13 protein-coding genes and 1 tRNA gene are annotated in these 15,551 nt (G+C 47.4%); 5 read left to right on the forward strand and 9 right to left on the reverse strand.

Annotation, left to right across the window (positions count from 1 at the left end; all coding sequences use genetic code 11):
• Nucleotide 1 precedes the first annotated feature (1 nt).
• Genes NFR28_RS05105 through NFR28_RS05115 form a run of 3 tightly spaced genes read left to right on the forward strand, consistent with a single transcriptional unit; the run spans nucleotide 2 to nucleotide 2,921 of the window.
• Entirely contained in the window at nucleotides 2-940 is a 939-nt protein-coding gene (locus tag NFR28_RS05105) for a DegV family protein (RefSeq protein ID WP_251178749.1), read from the forward strand.
• Nucleotides 933-1,931 (forward strand): NAD(P)-binding domain-containing protein, encoded by a 999-nt coding sequence (locus tag NFR28_RS05110; RefSeq protein ID WP_251178750.1) that lies wholly within the window; start codon nucleotides 933-935, stop codon nucleotides 1,929-1,931. The genes NFR28_RS05105 and NFR28_RS05110 overlap by 8 nt, the downstream gene beginning before the upstream one ends.
• 3 nt (nucleotides 1,932-1,934) lie before the next feature.
• Complete coding sequence (locus NFR28_RS05115; RefSeq protein ID WP_251178751.1) at nucleotides 1,935-2,921, forward strand: radical SAM protein; 987 nt, start codon at nucleotides 1,935-1,937, stop codon at nucleotides 2,919-2,921.
• Here NFR28_RS05115 and NFR28_RS05120 read toward each other — a convergent pair.
• From NFR28_RS05120 to NFR28_RS05150, 7 genes are all read right to left on the reverse strand, one after another.
• Nucleotides 2,822-3,835: a TIGR03915 family putative DNA repair protein gene (locus tag NFR28_RS05120; RefSeq protein ID WP_251178752.1), complete on the reverse strand. Its 1,014-nt coding sequence runs from the start codon at nucleotides 3,833-3,835 to the stop codon at nucleotides 2,822-2,824. The two genes, NFR28_RS05115 and NFR28_RS05120, sit on opposite strands and share 100 nt — an antisense overlap.
• Nucleotides 3,832-5,289: a putative DNA modification/repair radical SAM protein gene (locus NFR28_RS05125; RefSeq protein WP_251178753.1), complete on the reverse strand. Its 1,458-nt coding sequence runs from the start codon at nucleotides 5,287-5,289 to the stop codon at nucleotides 3,832-3,834. The genes NFR28_RS05120 and NFR28_RS05125 overlap by 4 nt, the downstream gene beginning before the upstream one ends.
• Nucleotides 5,290-5,424: 135 nt before the next feature.
• On the reverse strand, nucleotides 5,425-6,690 hold the full coding sequence (locus tag NFR28_RS05130; RefSeq protein ID WP_251178754.1) for a putative ABC transporter permease: 1,266 nt from the start codon (nucleotides 6,688-6,690) through the stop codon (nucleotides 5,425-5,427).
• Between the two features lie 260 nt (nucleotides 6,691-6,950).
• Nucleotides 6,951-8,792 carry a BCCT family transporter gene (locus NFR28_RS05135; protein WP_251178755.1) on the reverse strand — a complete coding sequence of 614 codons (1,842 nt, stop codon included), beginning with the start codon at nucleotides 8,790-8,792 and terminating at the stop codon, nucleotides 6,951-6,953.
• A gap of 49 nt (nucleotides 8,793-8,841) precedes the next feature.
• Nucleotides 8,842-9,627 carry a creatininase gene (locus tag NFR28_RS05140; protein WP_251178756.1) on the reverse strand — a complete coding sequence of 262 codons (786 nt, stop codon included), beginning with the start codon at nucleotides 9,625-9,627 and terminating at the stop codon, nucleotides 8,842-8,844.
• A 78-nt stretch (nucleotides 9,628-9,705) separates the two neighbouring features.
• Entirely contained in the window at nucleotides 9,706-11,109 is a 1,404-nt protein-coding gene (locus NFR28_RS05145) for a sodium-dependent transporter (protein WP_251178757.1), read from the reverse strand.
• A gap of 45 nt (nucleotides 11,110-11,154) precedes the next feature.
• A complete protein-coding gene (locus tag NFR28_RS05150) occupies nucleotides 11,155-12,303 on the reverse strand; it encodes a serine/threonine protein kinase (protein ID WP_251178758.1) in 1,149 nt (382 codons plus the stop codon).
• Nucleotides 12,304-12,884: 581 nt separating this feature from the next.
• Here NFR28_RS05150 and NFR28_RS05155 point away from each other — a divergent pair.
• The gene (locus NFR28_RS05155; protein WP_251178759.1) at nucleotides 12,885-13,478 is read left to right on the forward strand and encodes a TetR/AcrR family transcriptional regulator; all 594 of its coding nucleotides are present in this window, start codon (nucleotides 12,885-12,887) and stop codon (nucleotides 13,476-13,478) included.
• A 77-nt stretch (nucleotides 13,479-13,555) separates the two neighbouring features.
• A tRNA-Thr gene (locus tag NFR28_RS05160) sits at nucleotides 13,556-13,630 on the forward strand.
• A gap of 76 nt (nucleotides 13,631-13,706) precedes the next feature.
• Here the strand turns inward: NFR28_RS05160 and NFR28_RS05165 are convergent.
• On the reverse strand, nucleotides 13,707-14,192 hold the full coding sequence (locus NFR28_RS05165) for a pyridoxamine 5'-phosphate oxidase family protein (RefSeq protein WP_251178760.1): 486 nt from the start codon (nucleotides 14,190-14,192) through the stop codon (nucleotides 13,707-13,709).
• 57 nt (nucleotides 14,193-14,249) lie between these two features.
• The gene (gene ahcY, locus NFR28_RS05170; RefSeq protein WP_251178761.1) at nucleotides 14,250-15,509 is read right to left on the reverse strand and encodes an adenosylhomocysteinase; all 1,260 of its coding nucleotides are present in this window, start codon (nucleotides 15,507-15,509) and stop codon (nucleotides 14,250-14,252) included.
• Nucleotides 15,510-15,551: the final 42 nt, after the last annotated feature.

Genomic DNA, 15,551 nt, shown 5'->3' on the forward strand with positions numbered 1-15,551 from the left:
TGTGCATCCACAGTGCAATTTGATCGTTGATACATGTTGCGATCTGCCATTTGAGGTAATTGATAGGGAAGGCGTAGAGCTTGTGAAGTTTCCCTACATTCTCAGCGACGGGGAACATTTTGACGATCTATTCCAGACAACCATTGTTAAAGAGTTTTATGGCGCCATGCGTCAAGGAGAGCAGCCGACAACATCGCAAGTCTCCATGGAGGCATACAAAGATGTTTTTACTCGTGCTGCGCAAAGTGGCGTTCCGACGGTGTGCTTGAGTTTTTCAAGTGGTCTTTCGGGAAGCTATGATGTTGCTGTGCTCATGCTTGAGCAGGTGAAAAGCGAGTATCCTGATGCTGAGATTTATTTGGTTGATACTCGTTTGGCATCTGTTGCTGAGGCGCTCTTGGTGTATGAAGCACTCCGTCAGCGCGATAAGGGCATGAGCGCTCAAGAACTTGCTGAGTGGGCAGAGGAAGCTCGATTCTTCGTGGACGAGGCATTCATGATTGATGATCTGGAAGTCTTGAAGCGCGGTGGACGCATTCCTTCAACAGTGGCATATGCAGGCTCAAAGTTAGACGTTAAGCCGTTGCTTACTATTACTCCTGACGGAAAGCTTTCCATCACGGGTGTAGCTCGTGGTCGCAAGAAGGGTATTAAGCAACTTGCCGATTATTATGAAAAGCGCGTTCAGAATTCTGGTCCCGAAAAGATCGTTATCATCGGTAATGCCGATTGCGAAAAAGACGCCGAGAAGCTCAAGGAGATTCTTTCTAAGAATAACGAGAATCTCTTGTTTTTAGAAAGCAGTATTGGTCCGGTCATTGGTTCTCATGTTGGACCAGGTATGATCGCGGTGGTTTTCTGGGGCAGTGATAAGCGAGAAGAGCTCTCGGTTGCCGATAAAATTGCAAACAAAGTAAGAGGTGAGCGCAAAAATGGCTAAAACCTTTGCATTCTTCGGGAGCGATCAGGTTGAATCTTTTGTGGTTGCATCGCTTGAAGCTGCAGGCTTTACTCGTACCGCTTCGTTTGACAATACTAAGGTGATTTTTACCTACTCGCTCAATCAATCACTACTTGAAGATCTCTACTTTGGCGATCAAGGTCTCATTCAGCTTGCGCAGCCTGGAAGCTTGCTTATTAATTTGTCGGCTACCACACCATCTTTTTCGCGTGAGCTTAATGCGGTTGCAACAGTAAGTGACCTTTTGGCTGTTGAAGCCCCCCTTGTTTTGCAGAATATGTTTGCGCAAAATGCGCTTTCTTGCCAAGACAATGTAACCATTTTGCTTGGTGGCGAAGAAGATGCTGTTGCGCAAGCGACCGAGTATGTTGGGTTGTTGGCGCACCAGGTAAGCGTGTGTGGAGGGGCAGGCTCAGCTCAGCTTGCAAAAGCCGCTTCTACCATTCAAAAATCAGCAACCGTCGTTTCGGCTATTGAGGCTCAAGCACTTTATCAAGCAACGCGTCGTTCGTCTGGTGCTCTTGGCGAACAAGTTTTGTATCCAACTCCGATAAACAGTGATGCTGCTGCAGTTTTGGATGCACTTGAGGGCGGATCATTTGAGTCTGAATATACGCTGACGTTATTTATGGCTGATGTTGCAGCAGCACTTGAGGCTGCCGATGATGCTGATCTCATTTTGCCTCAGGCAGAATCATGCTTGCATCTGCTTGAATTGCTGATGGTTATTGGTGGCATGGATATGTCTGTCTCAGCTTTGTCTCTGCTTTATGCTGATGAACAGACGTGCGCACAACACGGACTTGATTGGTCACGTGCTGAAGATGCATTTGGACCTGCCTTTACTGAAGATGATGATGAAGATGACTATCTTGGCTTCGGTGACGCAGAAGGCTATGAGGGATACACCGATGACGAAGATAATGGATACTTTGGCTTTCCAGGATATCCTGGTTATTCCGAAAACTAAGTAATGCGCACTATTGATCAATCTCAAACCTGCCAGCTCTGTCCTCGCCTGTGCGGTGCAAACCGTCTTGCGGGGCAGCGTGGTTTTTGCGGTGCGACAGATACCATCAAGATTGCGCGTGCAGCGCTCCATATGTGGGAAGAGCCTTGTATTAGTGGGGAGCGGGGAAGTGGCACAATATTCTTTTCATACTGTCCGCTTCGCTGTTCCTATTGTCAAAATGCGCTTCTCGCTACTGGAGAGCAGGGAGCTGTTGTAACTCAGCAGAGGCTGGTGGATGTCTGTCTTGAATTACAAGCGCAAGGTGCGCTTAATATCAACATGGTGACGCCTACCCATTATGCGGATACCCTGCGTTGCGTGATTGCTTCAGCGAAAACGCAAGGTCTTTCAATCCCAATTGTATGGAACACATCAGGGTATGAGCGTGTTGAACAAATTGAAGCAAATAAGGGATATGTTGATATTTATCTCAGTGATTTTAAATACGCTGATTCCACTCTGGCTCAGCGTTATTCAAGCGCGCCTGATTATCCACAAGTTGCGCTTTCTGCGCTTGATAAGATGGTTGAATGTGTTGGCTTGCCGCAGTTTGATGAAATTGACGGTCAGCCCCGTCTTATTAAAGGGGTAATTGTTCGTCATTTGCTTTTACCAGGAGCCCTTGAGAATTCACAACAGGTGGTTAAGCTTTTGCATGAGCGCTATGGAGATGCAATCTTACTCTCACTGATGAATCAATACACGCCTCTTGTAACAACGCGCGCTCAAGCTGGCGATACGCGCGCGCAACGCACGCTTGAGGCATGCCCGGAACTAGGGGAAAGTGCAGAGGAGGCAGCTTATGAAGCGCTCCTTGATTATGCGGATGAACTTGGTTGTGAAGATTATTATTGGCAGGACGGTTCAGCGAACCTTGAGAGCTTTATTCCCGACTTTGATTTAACTGGAGTTGAAGTATCACGTAAAAGGGAATCTGGAGCAATCTGAGGGGAATTAAGGGCATCTTGTGATGTGTGCAGCAATGATTTATCTGGCATACGCTCATGCATCTCGCAAATATTTTTCCAAAACCGTTTTGGCATAAACTGTCGACGCAGTTCAGGATGATAGCGTGCGTCAATTGATACCGCATCATAAAAGCACTTCCATGCCGCTTGCATAAGCAATTCATTTTGGGTTTGTGCGGGAATATTCAATGCGTTAGTTTGGACGAGCTGCCAGTCTTTCCCGTCGCAGATGCCAGCAACATGATGTATTTCATCGTAGATAACAAATGATTCGGTGCCAAAGCGCGCTTGGAAATAATCCATGAGGAGTGGAACAACATTAGCGTTACGGTTGCATTTCGCAAACCAAACTCCTTGCGCTGTCTGTTCAAAACGTAAGAATTGCTTCATTCGATGGCGTTCATTTAAGACCGCCCGCTCTAAGCGTAGTATAGGACCGGTAATGGTATGGGCGTGCTCGTTTCGTAATGGACTTGCCGAATAGCTTTTGTTTTGGAGCGCTATGCAGGAGGTTGTACGAGAGCAGCTGTGGCGCTTATTGCACGATGTGCACGGGTGATGCTTTTGTGTAGCCAATGCATATCGAATGAAGGCATAGATGGCATACGGAGTTTGGGGCGCATCGGAAAGCGATGCGTGCTTAATAAGGTCAAAGATATCAGCCCCGCAAACTCTGCTTATGCCCCTTTGGAGGCGAAGCGCTGAAGAAATGGAGGTATCAATAGTTCTTATTGTTTGCCCTAATCTTGGTTGCAAGCGTGTGAGCGTATCAATGTCTTGTGGATCTTCTCCAGCTTGATAAGCAAAAAAGACTGCGCTTAAAAGCCCTTCAAGTGTTCCATCAAAAACATAGGCCACATTTTGAGGGTTTTCTTCATGAACAAACACGCTCATGCGCGCACCTTTTCTGGATGAAGAATTGCTTGCTGCCACCCAAAGAGGCCATCAGCTTGTTCGGCACCAAGAATGGGCGTGGGTGCAGGGAGTGTTTGGGCGTGTGATTGAGGAAGAGTCTGTGAACCATGCTCTTGCTCTATGCAATCAAATATTGAGAGTTGACCTGCTAAGCATTTATCTGCGCGTCTTCCGTGTCTTCCTCCGTCAATTGGTGCGGCAAGTTGAGCACGAAGTGCTTCAGGGGTAAAAGAGATGCCTTTTCCACCATAGGTGCCATTGCAGGTGATAAAGTAACGAGCACGCTTATAGGCAACACCTAGTTTGCGCAATTCCTGCTCTTTTAAACAGCTCTTCTTGCGTGCTTGCACAATGAGGCGAGCCCCTTTTGGACCTATGCCGGGCACTCGAAGGAGGTCCTGAAGGGGGGCAGTATTAACCTCTACAGGAAAGAAATCAAGGTGGTTGAGCGCCCAGTTTGCTTTGGGGTCAACTTCAGTGTCTAAAAAGGGTTTGTCTTGATCAATGAGTTCGCTTACGTCAAAATGATAAAAACGCAAAAGCCAATCAGCTTGATAGAGACGATGTTCCCGATTGAGCTGAATAGCATCGTTTTGAGGTAAACGCGCATCCTGGTTTATTGGCAGATAAGCACTGAAGAAAACGCGTTTGAGAGCAAGATGCTTATAGAGTGCGGCTGATAAGTTGAGGATATGAAAGTCACTTTCAGGGGTAGCTCCAATAATCATTTGGGTTGATTGACCAGCTGGAGCATATGCGCGCGTCTTCTTTGTGGGAGCTTTGTTGGGGTAATAAGTGTTACGCGTGCGCGTTAAAGCACGTGTTTCATGATCGGTGGCAATGTTTTGTTGGATGTGTCGCATAGGGGTTAATATGCGCTGCTTGTTTTTCTGAGGCGCTAAAAGCTTGAGGCTTTCTTGCGAGGGGAGCTCCATATTGACGCTCATACGATCAGCCAGATGCCCCAATTCGTCAATAAGCTCAGGAGAAGCTCCCGGAATAGCTTTTGCGTGAATATAGCCGTTAAAAGCGTATTCATTGCGAAGGAGACGAAGCGTTTGAATCATAAGCTCGGTGGTGTGGTCAGGATTCTTTGCCACGCCTGAACTGAGAAACAAACCCTCAATATAATTTCGACGATAAAAAGCCATGGTTAGATCTGCAAGCTCTTGCGGGGTAAAAGAGGCGCGTGTGACTTCATTTGAAGAGCGATTAACGCAATAAGCGCAGTCATAAACGCACTCATTGGTCATAAGCACTTTAAGAAGCGTAATGCAGCGACCATCAGGAGTGAAACTGTGGCAGCAGCCTGATACGCTTGCAAGACCGACTTTGCCTGCTTGTGCGTTTCTGGTTATCCCTGAAGAGGTGCAAGCAACATCGTATTTAGCGGCATCAGATAAGATTTCGAGCTTTTCTAAGATGTCCATCATGCACCTCTATACGATCAAGTGTTCGCGCGAATAAATGTTCGTATTATAGTATAGTGCGCCCGCTTCTTCGTCAAGGAAAAACAAAGAGGCGGGCGCAGAGATGCTCAGAGTACCAATGCGAAGGCCTGGTTAAGATTAACGTGCGCGTGTTGCTGATTCGGGGTTGAGCGACATAGATTGGAAGCGGTCTGCCATATAGGCATTGCCGAAGTGTTGGTCGCAGAACTGCTGGATAGCGGTGTCTTGAGGAAGATGCGCCTCACGCTGATACCAGCAATCGAGCGTAATGAGAGTCAAAGCGCCATCTGCAATGAGAAGTGCCGCACAGATAGTGGTGACAGCATAACGCCAATTCCAGGGGATGAGGTTGACGAGCTTTAAAAGGCCGGGGAGCAAGAGCTTGATCCAGATGACACCAAGCACGCCCCACATGCACATAAACATGCCATTGGTTCTACCATCGATAGACAAGAAAGTGCCTGAATAGTTCCACGCTTCAATACCAAAGGCGAATTGCATAAACCAGCTGGTAAAGAACTCAAAAGCTCCTCCAACAACCGCACTCACTAAAAAGATGATAAGGATATTTTTGTCATGGAACCGATTCAGTGCAATGGTCATTAGAACCGCGCCAAAGCCATAGATAGGCGAGAAGGGCCCAAAGATAAGACCAGCACGATCCTGATAATGACCCGGATCCACAAAGATCATATGAAAGATGGTTTCAATAAGAAGTCCAAGAATTGAACAGACTACAAAGATCCAGAAGAGGTTGAAGAAGTTCAGAGAGATATAACCTTTTCCGCTTTCATCTCTTCCAAGCGTTCCGTCTTGTGCCTCTTTGCGCAATTCCATATCGCGTAAATGATGTTTTAGGCGTCGTTCTTGTGCAAGCGAAGGATCAAGGTAGCTTTGAAGTACTACCAAAAACACCATAATGATAGCGAAGGGAACAAGCGAAACCGAAAAGCCTGAACTCATCATTTCGCAAAGTGCTGCTAAAAGCGTAACAACAATCATGCCAATTGCAATGCGGGCGGCATTGCGGCGCTTATTGCGAATAAGGCGAATACCAAATACGACAGCGCATACTCCCAAAAGTGCAAGGAGAACTAATTCAACAATGGCTATAACAAATGCCATAGTTTGCATCTGCTCACTAACGCTTCCTGTTTGTGCGTTGTGAACAAGGCGCACGATAAACCAGCTTATAAGGCCTGCTGCTGCGGCGCCAACAATAATGCAAAGGATACCGAATACTTTTAGTATTACGGGAATTTTACGATTATCAATCGATACCTCATCAATATGAGAGAAATTGTCAACATTATCTTGTATTGATGGAGCTGTGTATGATAGGGTAGATGACTCAGGAGCCTGGTGATGATGTTTGCTTGTCATAAGGTTCCTTCCGGCGAAGGTAAGCGGTATTTCTTTGATACCAGTATAGCTGAGCCGGTGTGTGTGCTTGATAACAAGCGGTTAACACTAAGAGGCCTTGAAGCCCACCACTCAAGGAGCATCGTTTGCTGAGGCGATGGAGTGATGGACTACAAGGCTTCTTCTGTAAGTGGGGTAAACGGGTAAGACCGCAACCGCTTGGTTGCGGTCTTACACCACATTAAACCACCGTGTGTAGCCTTTAAACGCTTATACAGCCTTTAGTAGGTTACTTCCTCGGTTTCTTCCTCAATAGGAGCATTTCCAAGGACTTCGTCAACTGAAACAGCGCCATACTCTTCGCCTACATTGGCGTTTTGCTTGGCAATGTTTTCAGCCCACTCACGAAGTTGGCGAGCTTCGAGAGAATCAGGCGGGAACGGAGTACCTTCGCCAGCTTCAACAATTTGCGGGTCATGCTTAACCCACTTGAAGAACTGAACGCCCATCAAAACAACTACGATGGAGAACGGTACGCCGCCAGCAACGGTTGCGAACTGAATGGTGGTCAAGAAGGTTTGACCAGCGGTCAGTGCGAATGCGGCTGCCAAAGCGGTGATGCACAGTGCAAGAACTGCCTTGAAGCCGCGGCTCTGCTTTGCAGCAGGAGACACGAAGTTTGAAAGCGCCATAACGCCAGAGTCAACAGAAGAAACGATGTAACCGGCGATAAGGATGATTGCCAAGATCGAAAGGATCGTCGGCATGATTTCGATCGTATTGATTGAGCGAATGGTCATGAACAGACCCATTGAAGAGTCAGCCATGGTTGCTTCAATCATCTCGGGTTGAGACATAGAAGCATAGGTGCCAGCGCCACCAACGATAACCGTCCAGATGATGCAGATGAGACCACCAACGCCAACTACGCCAACGATGAACTCGCGCAGCGTTCGGCCACGGGAGATCGTTGAAATAAAGCCAGCGGTGAAGGTTGCAAATGCAAAGCACCAGCAGAAGATGAAGAATGACCAGAATGCCTGCCAAGACTCGCCAAACGACTCAATGCCATTTTGAAGTCCAACAGCCTCTGAGAAGCCACTCATCAGCCAGAATTGGTCAGCGAATACGCCGATAGACTCAGGAACCATACCCAAGATGAACAACGTAGGTCCTGCTAAGAAGACAACGATCATGAACACGATTGAAATGATAGCGTTTGCGTTCGAGATACGCTTAATGCCCTTAACAACGCCAAACCAAACTGACAAGGTTGCGCAGCCACCAAACAAGCAGATGGTTGCAACAAGCAGCAAGTCATTAACCGGAATACCAAACAGTTCGCTCAAGCCAGAGTCGAATTGGTAGGATGCCAAGCCAATTGAAGTAGTCAGACCAAAGATCGTTGCCAAAACAGCAATAATCTCAACAATAATGCCAACAATCTTGCTTGCTTTGCCTTCGCCAAAGAGGTTCTCTACCGAACCGCGATAGGTAACGTCTTTGTGCATGTTGTAGCGTGAGTAAGACAGGAACAGTGAAACGATACAATACACTGCCCATGCCGGGATACCCCAGTGGAAATAGGTCCACGCAAGCGCTACGTCGGGCTGGAATTGCATGTCCTGCAACGTGAAGGGAATGCCACCCATCATGAACAGAGGCTCTGCAACAGCCCAGAATACCAAGCCTACGCCCTGGCCGGTTGCAAACAGCATTGCAACCCAAGAGAAGTAGGTAAATGCAGGCTTAGCATTTTTGCCACCCAAGCGAACCTTGCCATATTTTGAAGCTGCAATGAAAACGCACACTGCAAGCGTCATGAAGGTGGCAAGAACGATCCACCATGAGCAGTATTGCGTAACAAAGGTACGCATGTTGTTAACTGCGTCGGTGAATGCATCAGCGCTGATGGCGGCAACGATCAATGAAAGAGCAACGACAACAACGGCAACGCCACGAATGATGAAGTCATGCTTAACCGTACGACCAAGACGGGTCATGGTATCGGGTTTGGCTTCAAGATCAACCTCGCCGGTTTCGTTTTCTTGCTCTTCGATAACTTGGTTTACTACTTTGTCTTCGTTATTCTCGACTTCGTCGATTTTGTCTTTTAGGCTCATAAGAGATCCTATCTGATAAGAGTGAATAGACAGGCTCGGTGCTCAAAGACTAAGCACCAAACTCTTTTTCGATGGCATCAACCATATTTTTGACGGCTACATCGCGAAGGATCTCGCCCTTTTCCTTGGTTGAAGCACCGGGATGTGACAGGCAACCTGAGGGCGGAGTGTATTCTGGTTTGATGGGCAGCACATCATAGTTGGGAAGTACTGCTGGCAATCCGACATACAGCTCTTCATCAATTCGATCCATGTCAACCAAGTCGGGGTAGAGTAACAGCATAAGAGAGGTCTCCATGACGCCCGCATGCTCGAGATCCCAGCCAGTGAAACCTTCGGGATACAACTCTTCGATAGTCTTATCGTCGACAAAGTCCCAATAAGACATAAGCATGACTTCAACGTCATCGATGCCTTCCATACGCAAGTCGCGAAGTGCAAGATCTACACCCTCGTACACGAATTGATAATTCTCGTAGTGACCATTCATGAAAACGATCTTACGAGCGCCATCTTCAGCAATGTTGCGACAAATGTCACGAACAATTGCAATAAGGGTTGAACCATCAAGGCTCGTCGTGCCTGTCAGATGGAAGCCACCGCCAGAACGCTGTTGTGATTTGAAGCCATAGATAATTGGCTCAGCACAGATGCCCCCCACCTTCTCTGCAGTTGCACCGGCCATAGCTTTCGTAAGATACGCGTCAACACACATAGCCATATGAGAACCATGCTGCTCAAGCGCGCCTACCGGCACAAATACAATGGCGTCTTTGGCAAGCTTTTCGCGATAGGTAAAAGCATCCATTTCTGCCATGTATACAGAATCTTTCATAAATGCGTCCCTCCTTTCTCAAACCTCAAGAAGTATTGGTCGCAAGCACCCCTTGCACCTGCGACCAATAAGCATTTGTTACTGGATAAATCCAAATACATTCAGGAATACGATGATCATGAGGATCGGGTTGATCACCATGATGCAAACCTTTTCGAATGCAGAAATAGATTTGTATTGACCATCGCTGGAAAGCTCTTTGTTGTAGCGGGTCCATCCCCAGATCTTTGCTACGAAGCAGCACTCAAGCACAACACCAGCGGGCAGCAGCAGGTATGCGGTAAAGCAGTCAAGCCAACCGTAGAAGTCATACTGCTCAAAGCCAACCGGGAACAACGGCCACGGAAGCGTGACGCTCATGAGCGGACCGAAGCCCAAAGATACAACGATGTTGCCAACGAAGATGATCAGAGCAACAACCAAGACGCCCTTCTTGCGACCCATCTTGAGTTTCTCTTCGAATACGCGAATCGGAATCTCGAAGAAGGTAAACAGCGACGAGATTACTGCGAATAGCAATGCTACGAAGAAGAAGATGCCCAGAATGCGACCGCCAGGTAGGTTGGCAAATACGCCGGTCATAACCTCAAATACCAAGCGAGGACCAGCCTCAACGTCGGTGCCGAAAGCAGTAGCAGCTGGGATAACAACAAAGCCTGCAATGATTGCAACTAATGCGTCGCATGTTACAACCAAAGCTGAGTCAGAGCTGACGTTGTTTTCCTTGGGAACGTTGGCACCCAAGGTAGTAAAGATGCCCCAACCAATACCAACAGAGAACAATACCTGCGTTGCTGCAGAAGCAAAGGTCTTGAAGGTGTAGTTGCTAAAGTCAGGAATGAGGTAGGTTGCCAGACCATCAAGTGCGCCTGGGATAGCAAACAGGATCCACACGCCGCAGATGATAAGGAAGATAAACAGAGCAGGCATGATAACCTTAACCAGTTTCTCTACCTTGTCCGTGATGCCGAAAAGCAGCAAGAACATTACACCTGCAAGCAGGATGAAGGTCCATACAATAGGCTCAAGTGGGGACTGGGTAAAGCTCTCGTAGAAAGCAACCGTGTCTCCGCCTTCGCCAACAAAAGACTGCTCGCCAAATACGATGTACTGGAAGGCATACTTGAGTACCCAACCACCAACAACTACATAGAAGAAGTTGATGCACAAGGTGCAAACTGCAGCAATCCAGCCAACAAAACCCCACTTCGGGTTAACCTTTTCAAAAGAGCTAACCATGTCTGCGCGGCCTTGACGACCAATGCATGTTTCAACCTTAACCATAGGCCAGGCCAAAACAATAGCAATAAGAATGAACGACAGGATAAAGGCACCGCCGCCACTCTGATATGCCAAATAAGGAAACTTCCAAATGTTGCCCAAGCCAACGGCGGCACCTGCGGCTACCATGATGTAGCCGAAGCGGGATCCCCATTGCTTGGTTTCCCCTTGAGCGTCCTGAGTGATTTCTTTCTCGCTCATTTGAACTCTCTTTCTACAAAGACTAGATAGGAAATGAGGGGTGAATTAGTCGTTCCACATCTCCGGACGTACCAGGGTTGAGTCAGGTACGCGGTTCGGGAAGTAGTCGAGGCACTCGCCCTCACGATAAACGTCAGCGGTTGAGCAGTGCAGGCCGCCACCGAATGCATAAGCACCACGGAGATCAACCGGGATAGCGTTCATGCCGAGCTTATCCATCTGCTCAAGCTCGTTAACCTCAGAAGCCTCAACGATAACGGTCTTCGGGTCGAGAACGAGGCAGTTCATTGACAGCCATACTGATGAGTAGCAGAACTCAGGAGGCGTGTCATGAGCAGGCTGTGCAGCCTCTACGATTTGCCAATCGTTTGCCTCGAAGATCGGACGCTGATCCTCAGGAAGCGGACGAACCGGGTTGTTGATGATCAGGCCCGGACGCAGCGGAACGAAGGTTGCGTCGATGTGGATCGGATAGGGGTCACCCGGGAAGTTAACCGCATGGATGCGATAGTCCGGATAGTAGCGCTGGAACCAGTCCATAGCGGTGCGGTTGGTGGTCAGGCCATGCTGAATGAAGATGTCCTTGCCCATACGCATAAGGTCAGCAGCGTCCCACATCGGCTCTACTTCGGTGGTAACGAAGTCTTTGTTAGCCGTACGAATGAGGCGGTCTTCCAGAGAGATCTTCTCATCATAGTAGTTGTGCTTGTAAGAACGGTCGGTCAGGCGCGGACGAGGAGCCTGGGTCCAGATGAAGTCGGGGTCTTCCTCGAAGTACTTCATCATGAGCGGCCAGTAGGCCAAATACTCGAAGTAACGGCAACGGAATGAGTTAGCTGAAGCCATGATCTCCGGGCCAACGGTGAGCAGGATGTCGCGAGGCGGCATGCAGGTCATCATTGAGTCATTACGGAAGTCAGGCGTGCCGATTGCCTGGTTCCACTGAAGAGGAGTCGGGCGGTCTACAACAACGCCGCGCTCTTCAACAGCCTTAACGAGGTTCTCGAGGCAAGCATTACCAACCTCAACGGTGCGCAGCGGGCGCAAGCCCCACATACCACGCATCTCAGAGTCTACCGGAACCTTCTCAGAGGTTGCGGGCTCCTCCGGAGGAATAACTGAGTTGTCGCACAGGCCAACGATGACGTGCTTTAGCGGATCCCAGTCGTTCCAAGAGTTGACTATCTTCGCCATGACAGTCTCCTTTCTCTGGCAGCTCTCTCTAAGCTGCTCTCTCGTATTAAGGTGAATAAAACACCTTTCCAGAGAGTTATCTTGCGGCTTAACCGCAGATCAGACAAAGGGTGACGAGTCTAACGTGTCAAGCAAGTTGGTATAATCGTATGCCAATGTAGTAAGAAGCTTCAATTAAGAATAAAACGCAAACATAATAGTTACAAAATGCATAATTTGTAACTTTAATGCGACGCTTTTGCGAGCAATATTATTAATAAGGGTGATTTGAAGGCGAAGCTTAGTAATATATGTAAAAGGCTAAACATTCGCAAGGACGAAATTTTATGCATTTAAAATACGCTGTCAAGTGTGAAAGTATGCAGAAATGAATTTCTTCTACGAATGGCATGATTCAATGGAAGGTTAAAGACGATTAAGAGCTTCAGAAACGATCGCTTTTTAACTCATTGGTGCTGCACGAACGTCTTAAGTATGTAGTTAAAGATACTACAGACGTCACCAAGTCAGTAAGGTTTTCGCTGCAGGATTGGTAGTTAGTTTTCTTGTAGATAAGCTTGGGACAGAAATGAGGCAGTAAAATGTTGCCAGATCTTATGTACGGTGCCGATGTTTTTCAGACTCCTGAACTTCGTACCAAAATGAAAATTCTCCACGCCGTTAATAAATCACTTGACAAGATTACTATCGCTGAGATTTGTGAGAATGCAGGTATTTCGCGTCAAACTTTCTATCGGCACTTTGAAAGTAAATACGACATACCTTGGTGGTATTCCATTTTTTGTCGCCAGTTCTATCTTAATGAAATTGGCAGAACAATTGACTGGAAGACGGGATACTATCATCACTTAAGGTTGATTGCGCAAGAGCGCGACTTCTTCCGTAAATCTATTCAATACAGTATCAATACGCCATTTGGGCAAACTATTATGCCCGAGAATAGAAAGACGGTATTGCTTGATACGCTTGAGAATTATCGTCATGTAACCGTGACGGATAATCTCTATTTTATCGTTGAGGTATTCTCTAAGCTTGAATGTGAGGTTTTGAACGATTGGTTCCGCTCTGATAAGCCTACTGATCTGGTACGTTGGACTGACGACTTGGTGAGTTTGGTGCCTGATCGACTCTATCGTGCTTTGCATATTGAAGAGCCAGGGAACAGTTCCCGGTAATCTTTATCGCTTTTTTTGGAACAATGGTTGTAATGTGTCAGAGATGTCGTACAATAGCACAGCGCTTATTCGCATATGCCAGCGTGACGCAATGGTAGCGTAGCAGTTTTGTAAACTGCCTGTTGCAGGTTCGAATCCTGTCGCTGGCTCCACTTAAAATATCAGATCAGGGGGCTTTTAGCCCCCTGATTTTTTTTTGTGGTACATCTTTTTAGTGGATACTATAAGTCAGCTTCTAGGACGGCGCTTACCGCATATCTCTTCAGGTTCAAGTATCCATGTGTCTGTCACATCAAAAGAAGCTGCCATGGCAGCGCCGATATCTGCTTTATGCTCAGGGCAGTATTTCATGCAAAGTGCCACTAGAACCTTGCGTTTTAAAACGTCATCGGAAACTTTAATCAACCGACCACGGACAATTACCGATTCAAACGTGGTAGTAAAGTCACCTTCGTCAAAGAATGCGTGCACATCGTCAACTACGGTTGCACTCACACGATTATCCAAAGCGAAGTCATCGAGTTTATGACCATAGGTATTTGTAGTATGAAAGCACATCTTTTGATCGACAAGTGCATAGGAGAGCGGGACGCCATAAGGAAAGCCGTCTTCGTCTTTTGTTGAGACAATGCAGTACTTGCCTTTGCGCAAGATGCTTAAGCACTGTTCTTCATCAAGGAGGCGACCGTCTCGTCTCATGTCATAGTGTTTCATAGCTTTACCAATCTTTGGTCATCTTCAAGTTTTGTAGGCAGCTACACCAATTTATGCTTACGCGAAGTTCCAAGAATTCATATAAGCAATTTGTTCGTCAGTGAGCGTGTCAATCTCAATTCCGAGCGTTTCAAGTTTTACACGAGCAACATCGTCGTCAATGGCAGCTGGCACATCATAAACTTTGTTTTCCAGTTCATGAGCATGCTGGTAGAGATATTCTGCAGCAAGTGCCTGGTTTGCAAAGCTCATATCCATAACTGATGCCGGATGCCCTTCAGCACAAGACAGGTTCACCAATCTGCCTTGTGCAAGTACGATGATCTTACGACCGTCTTCAAGGGTGTATTCCTCAACCAAAGGCTTGATTTCCTCTTTGCGAACGGCGTGCTCGTTGAGCCAGTTGAGATTGATTTCGGAATCAAAATGGCCTGAGTTGCAGATAATCGCGCCATCTTTCATATTCTCAAACGCAGGCGCATCTACTACTTTGCAATTGCCTGTAACCGTCACCCAGACATCGGCATATTGTGCAGCTTCAGCAGCAGGCATGACGCGATATCCTTCCATATGGGCTTCAAGTGCTTTGAGCGGATCCACCTCGCAGACAATAACATTCATGCCCATACCACGTGCGCGCAGAGCAAGACCGCTACCGCAGTAACCATATCCCGAAACAACAATAGTGCGACCGCTTAAAAGCCTGTTGGTTGCACGAATGATGCCATCAAGAGTTGATTGACCGGTACCGTAATGGTTGTCAAAGCAGTGCTTGGTATTAGCGTCATTGATATTGAAAACAGGGTAGCCCAGTGCGCCTTCGGCAGCCATAGCCATCAAGCGAACAACGCCAGTAGTGGTCTCTTCAGTTCCTCCGATAACATTTGCCAACTCTTCGGGGAAACGCGTATGAAGCGCGGTGTCAAGATCTGCGCCGTCATCCATGATGATTTGGGGATTGGTGCCAATAACCGCCTCAATATGTTCGTTGTAGGTATCCATGTCTTCGCCAGCAATTGCATAGACTGAAATACCGAAGTCACGCACAAGCGAAGCAGCGGTATCATCTTGTGTTGAGAGCGGGTTGGATGCGCAAAGGGTGACTTGTGCGCCTGATGCTGCGAGCGCGCGCATGAGATTAGCGGTTTCGGTGGTTACATGCATGCAGCAGCCAATGCGGACATCTTTAAGTGGCTTTTCTTCGGCGAAACGTTCGCGAATGCGAGCAAGAACGGGCATGTCTTTATCAGCCCAGATGATTCGCGCCAAACCTTCGTCCGCTAAATTGATATCTTTAATGTCGTAATGAGTGGTCATAATACCTCCGCTAACTGATTGATGCATTCGAAAATAAGCTAC

The sequence above is a fragment of the Adlercreutzia agrestimuris genome, from assembly GCF_943193125.1.
In the GTDB taxonomy this organism is placed as follows: Bacteria; Actinomycetota; Coriobacteriia; order Coriobacteriales; family Eggerthellaceae; genus Xiamenia; species Xiamenia agrestimuris.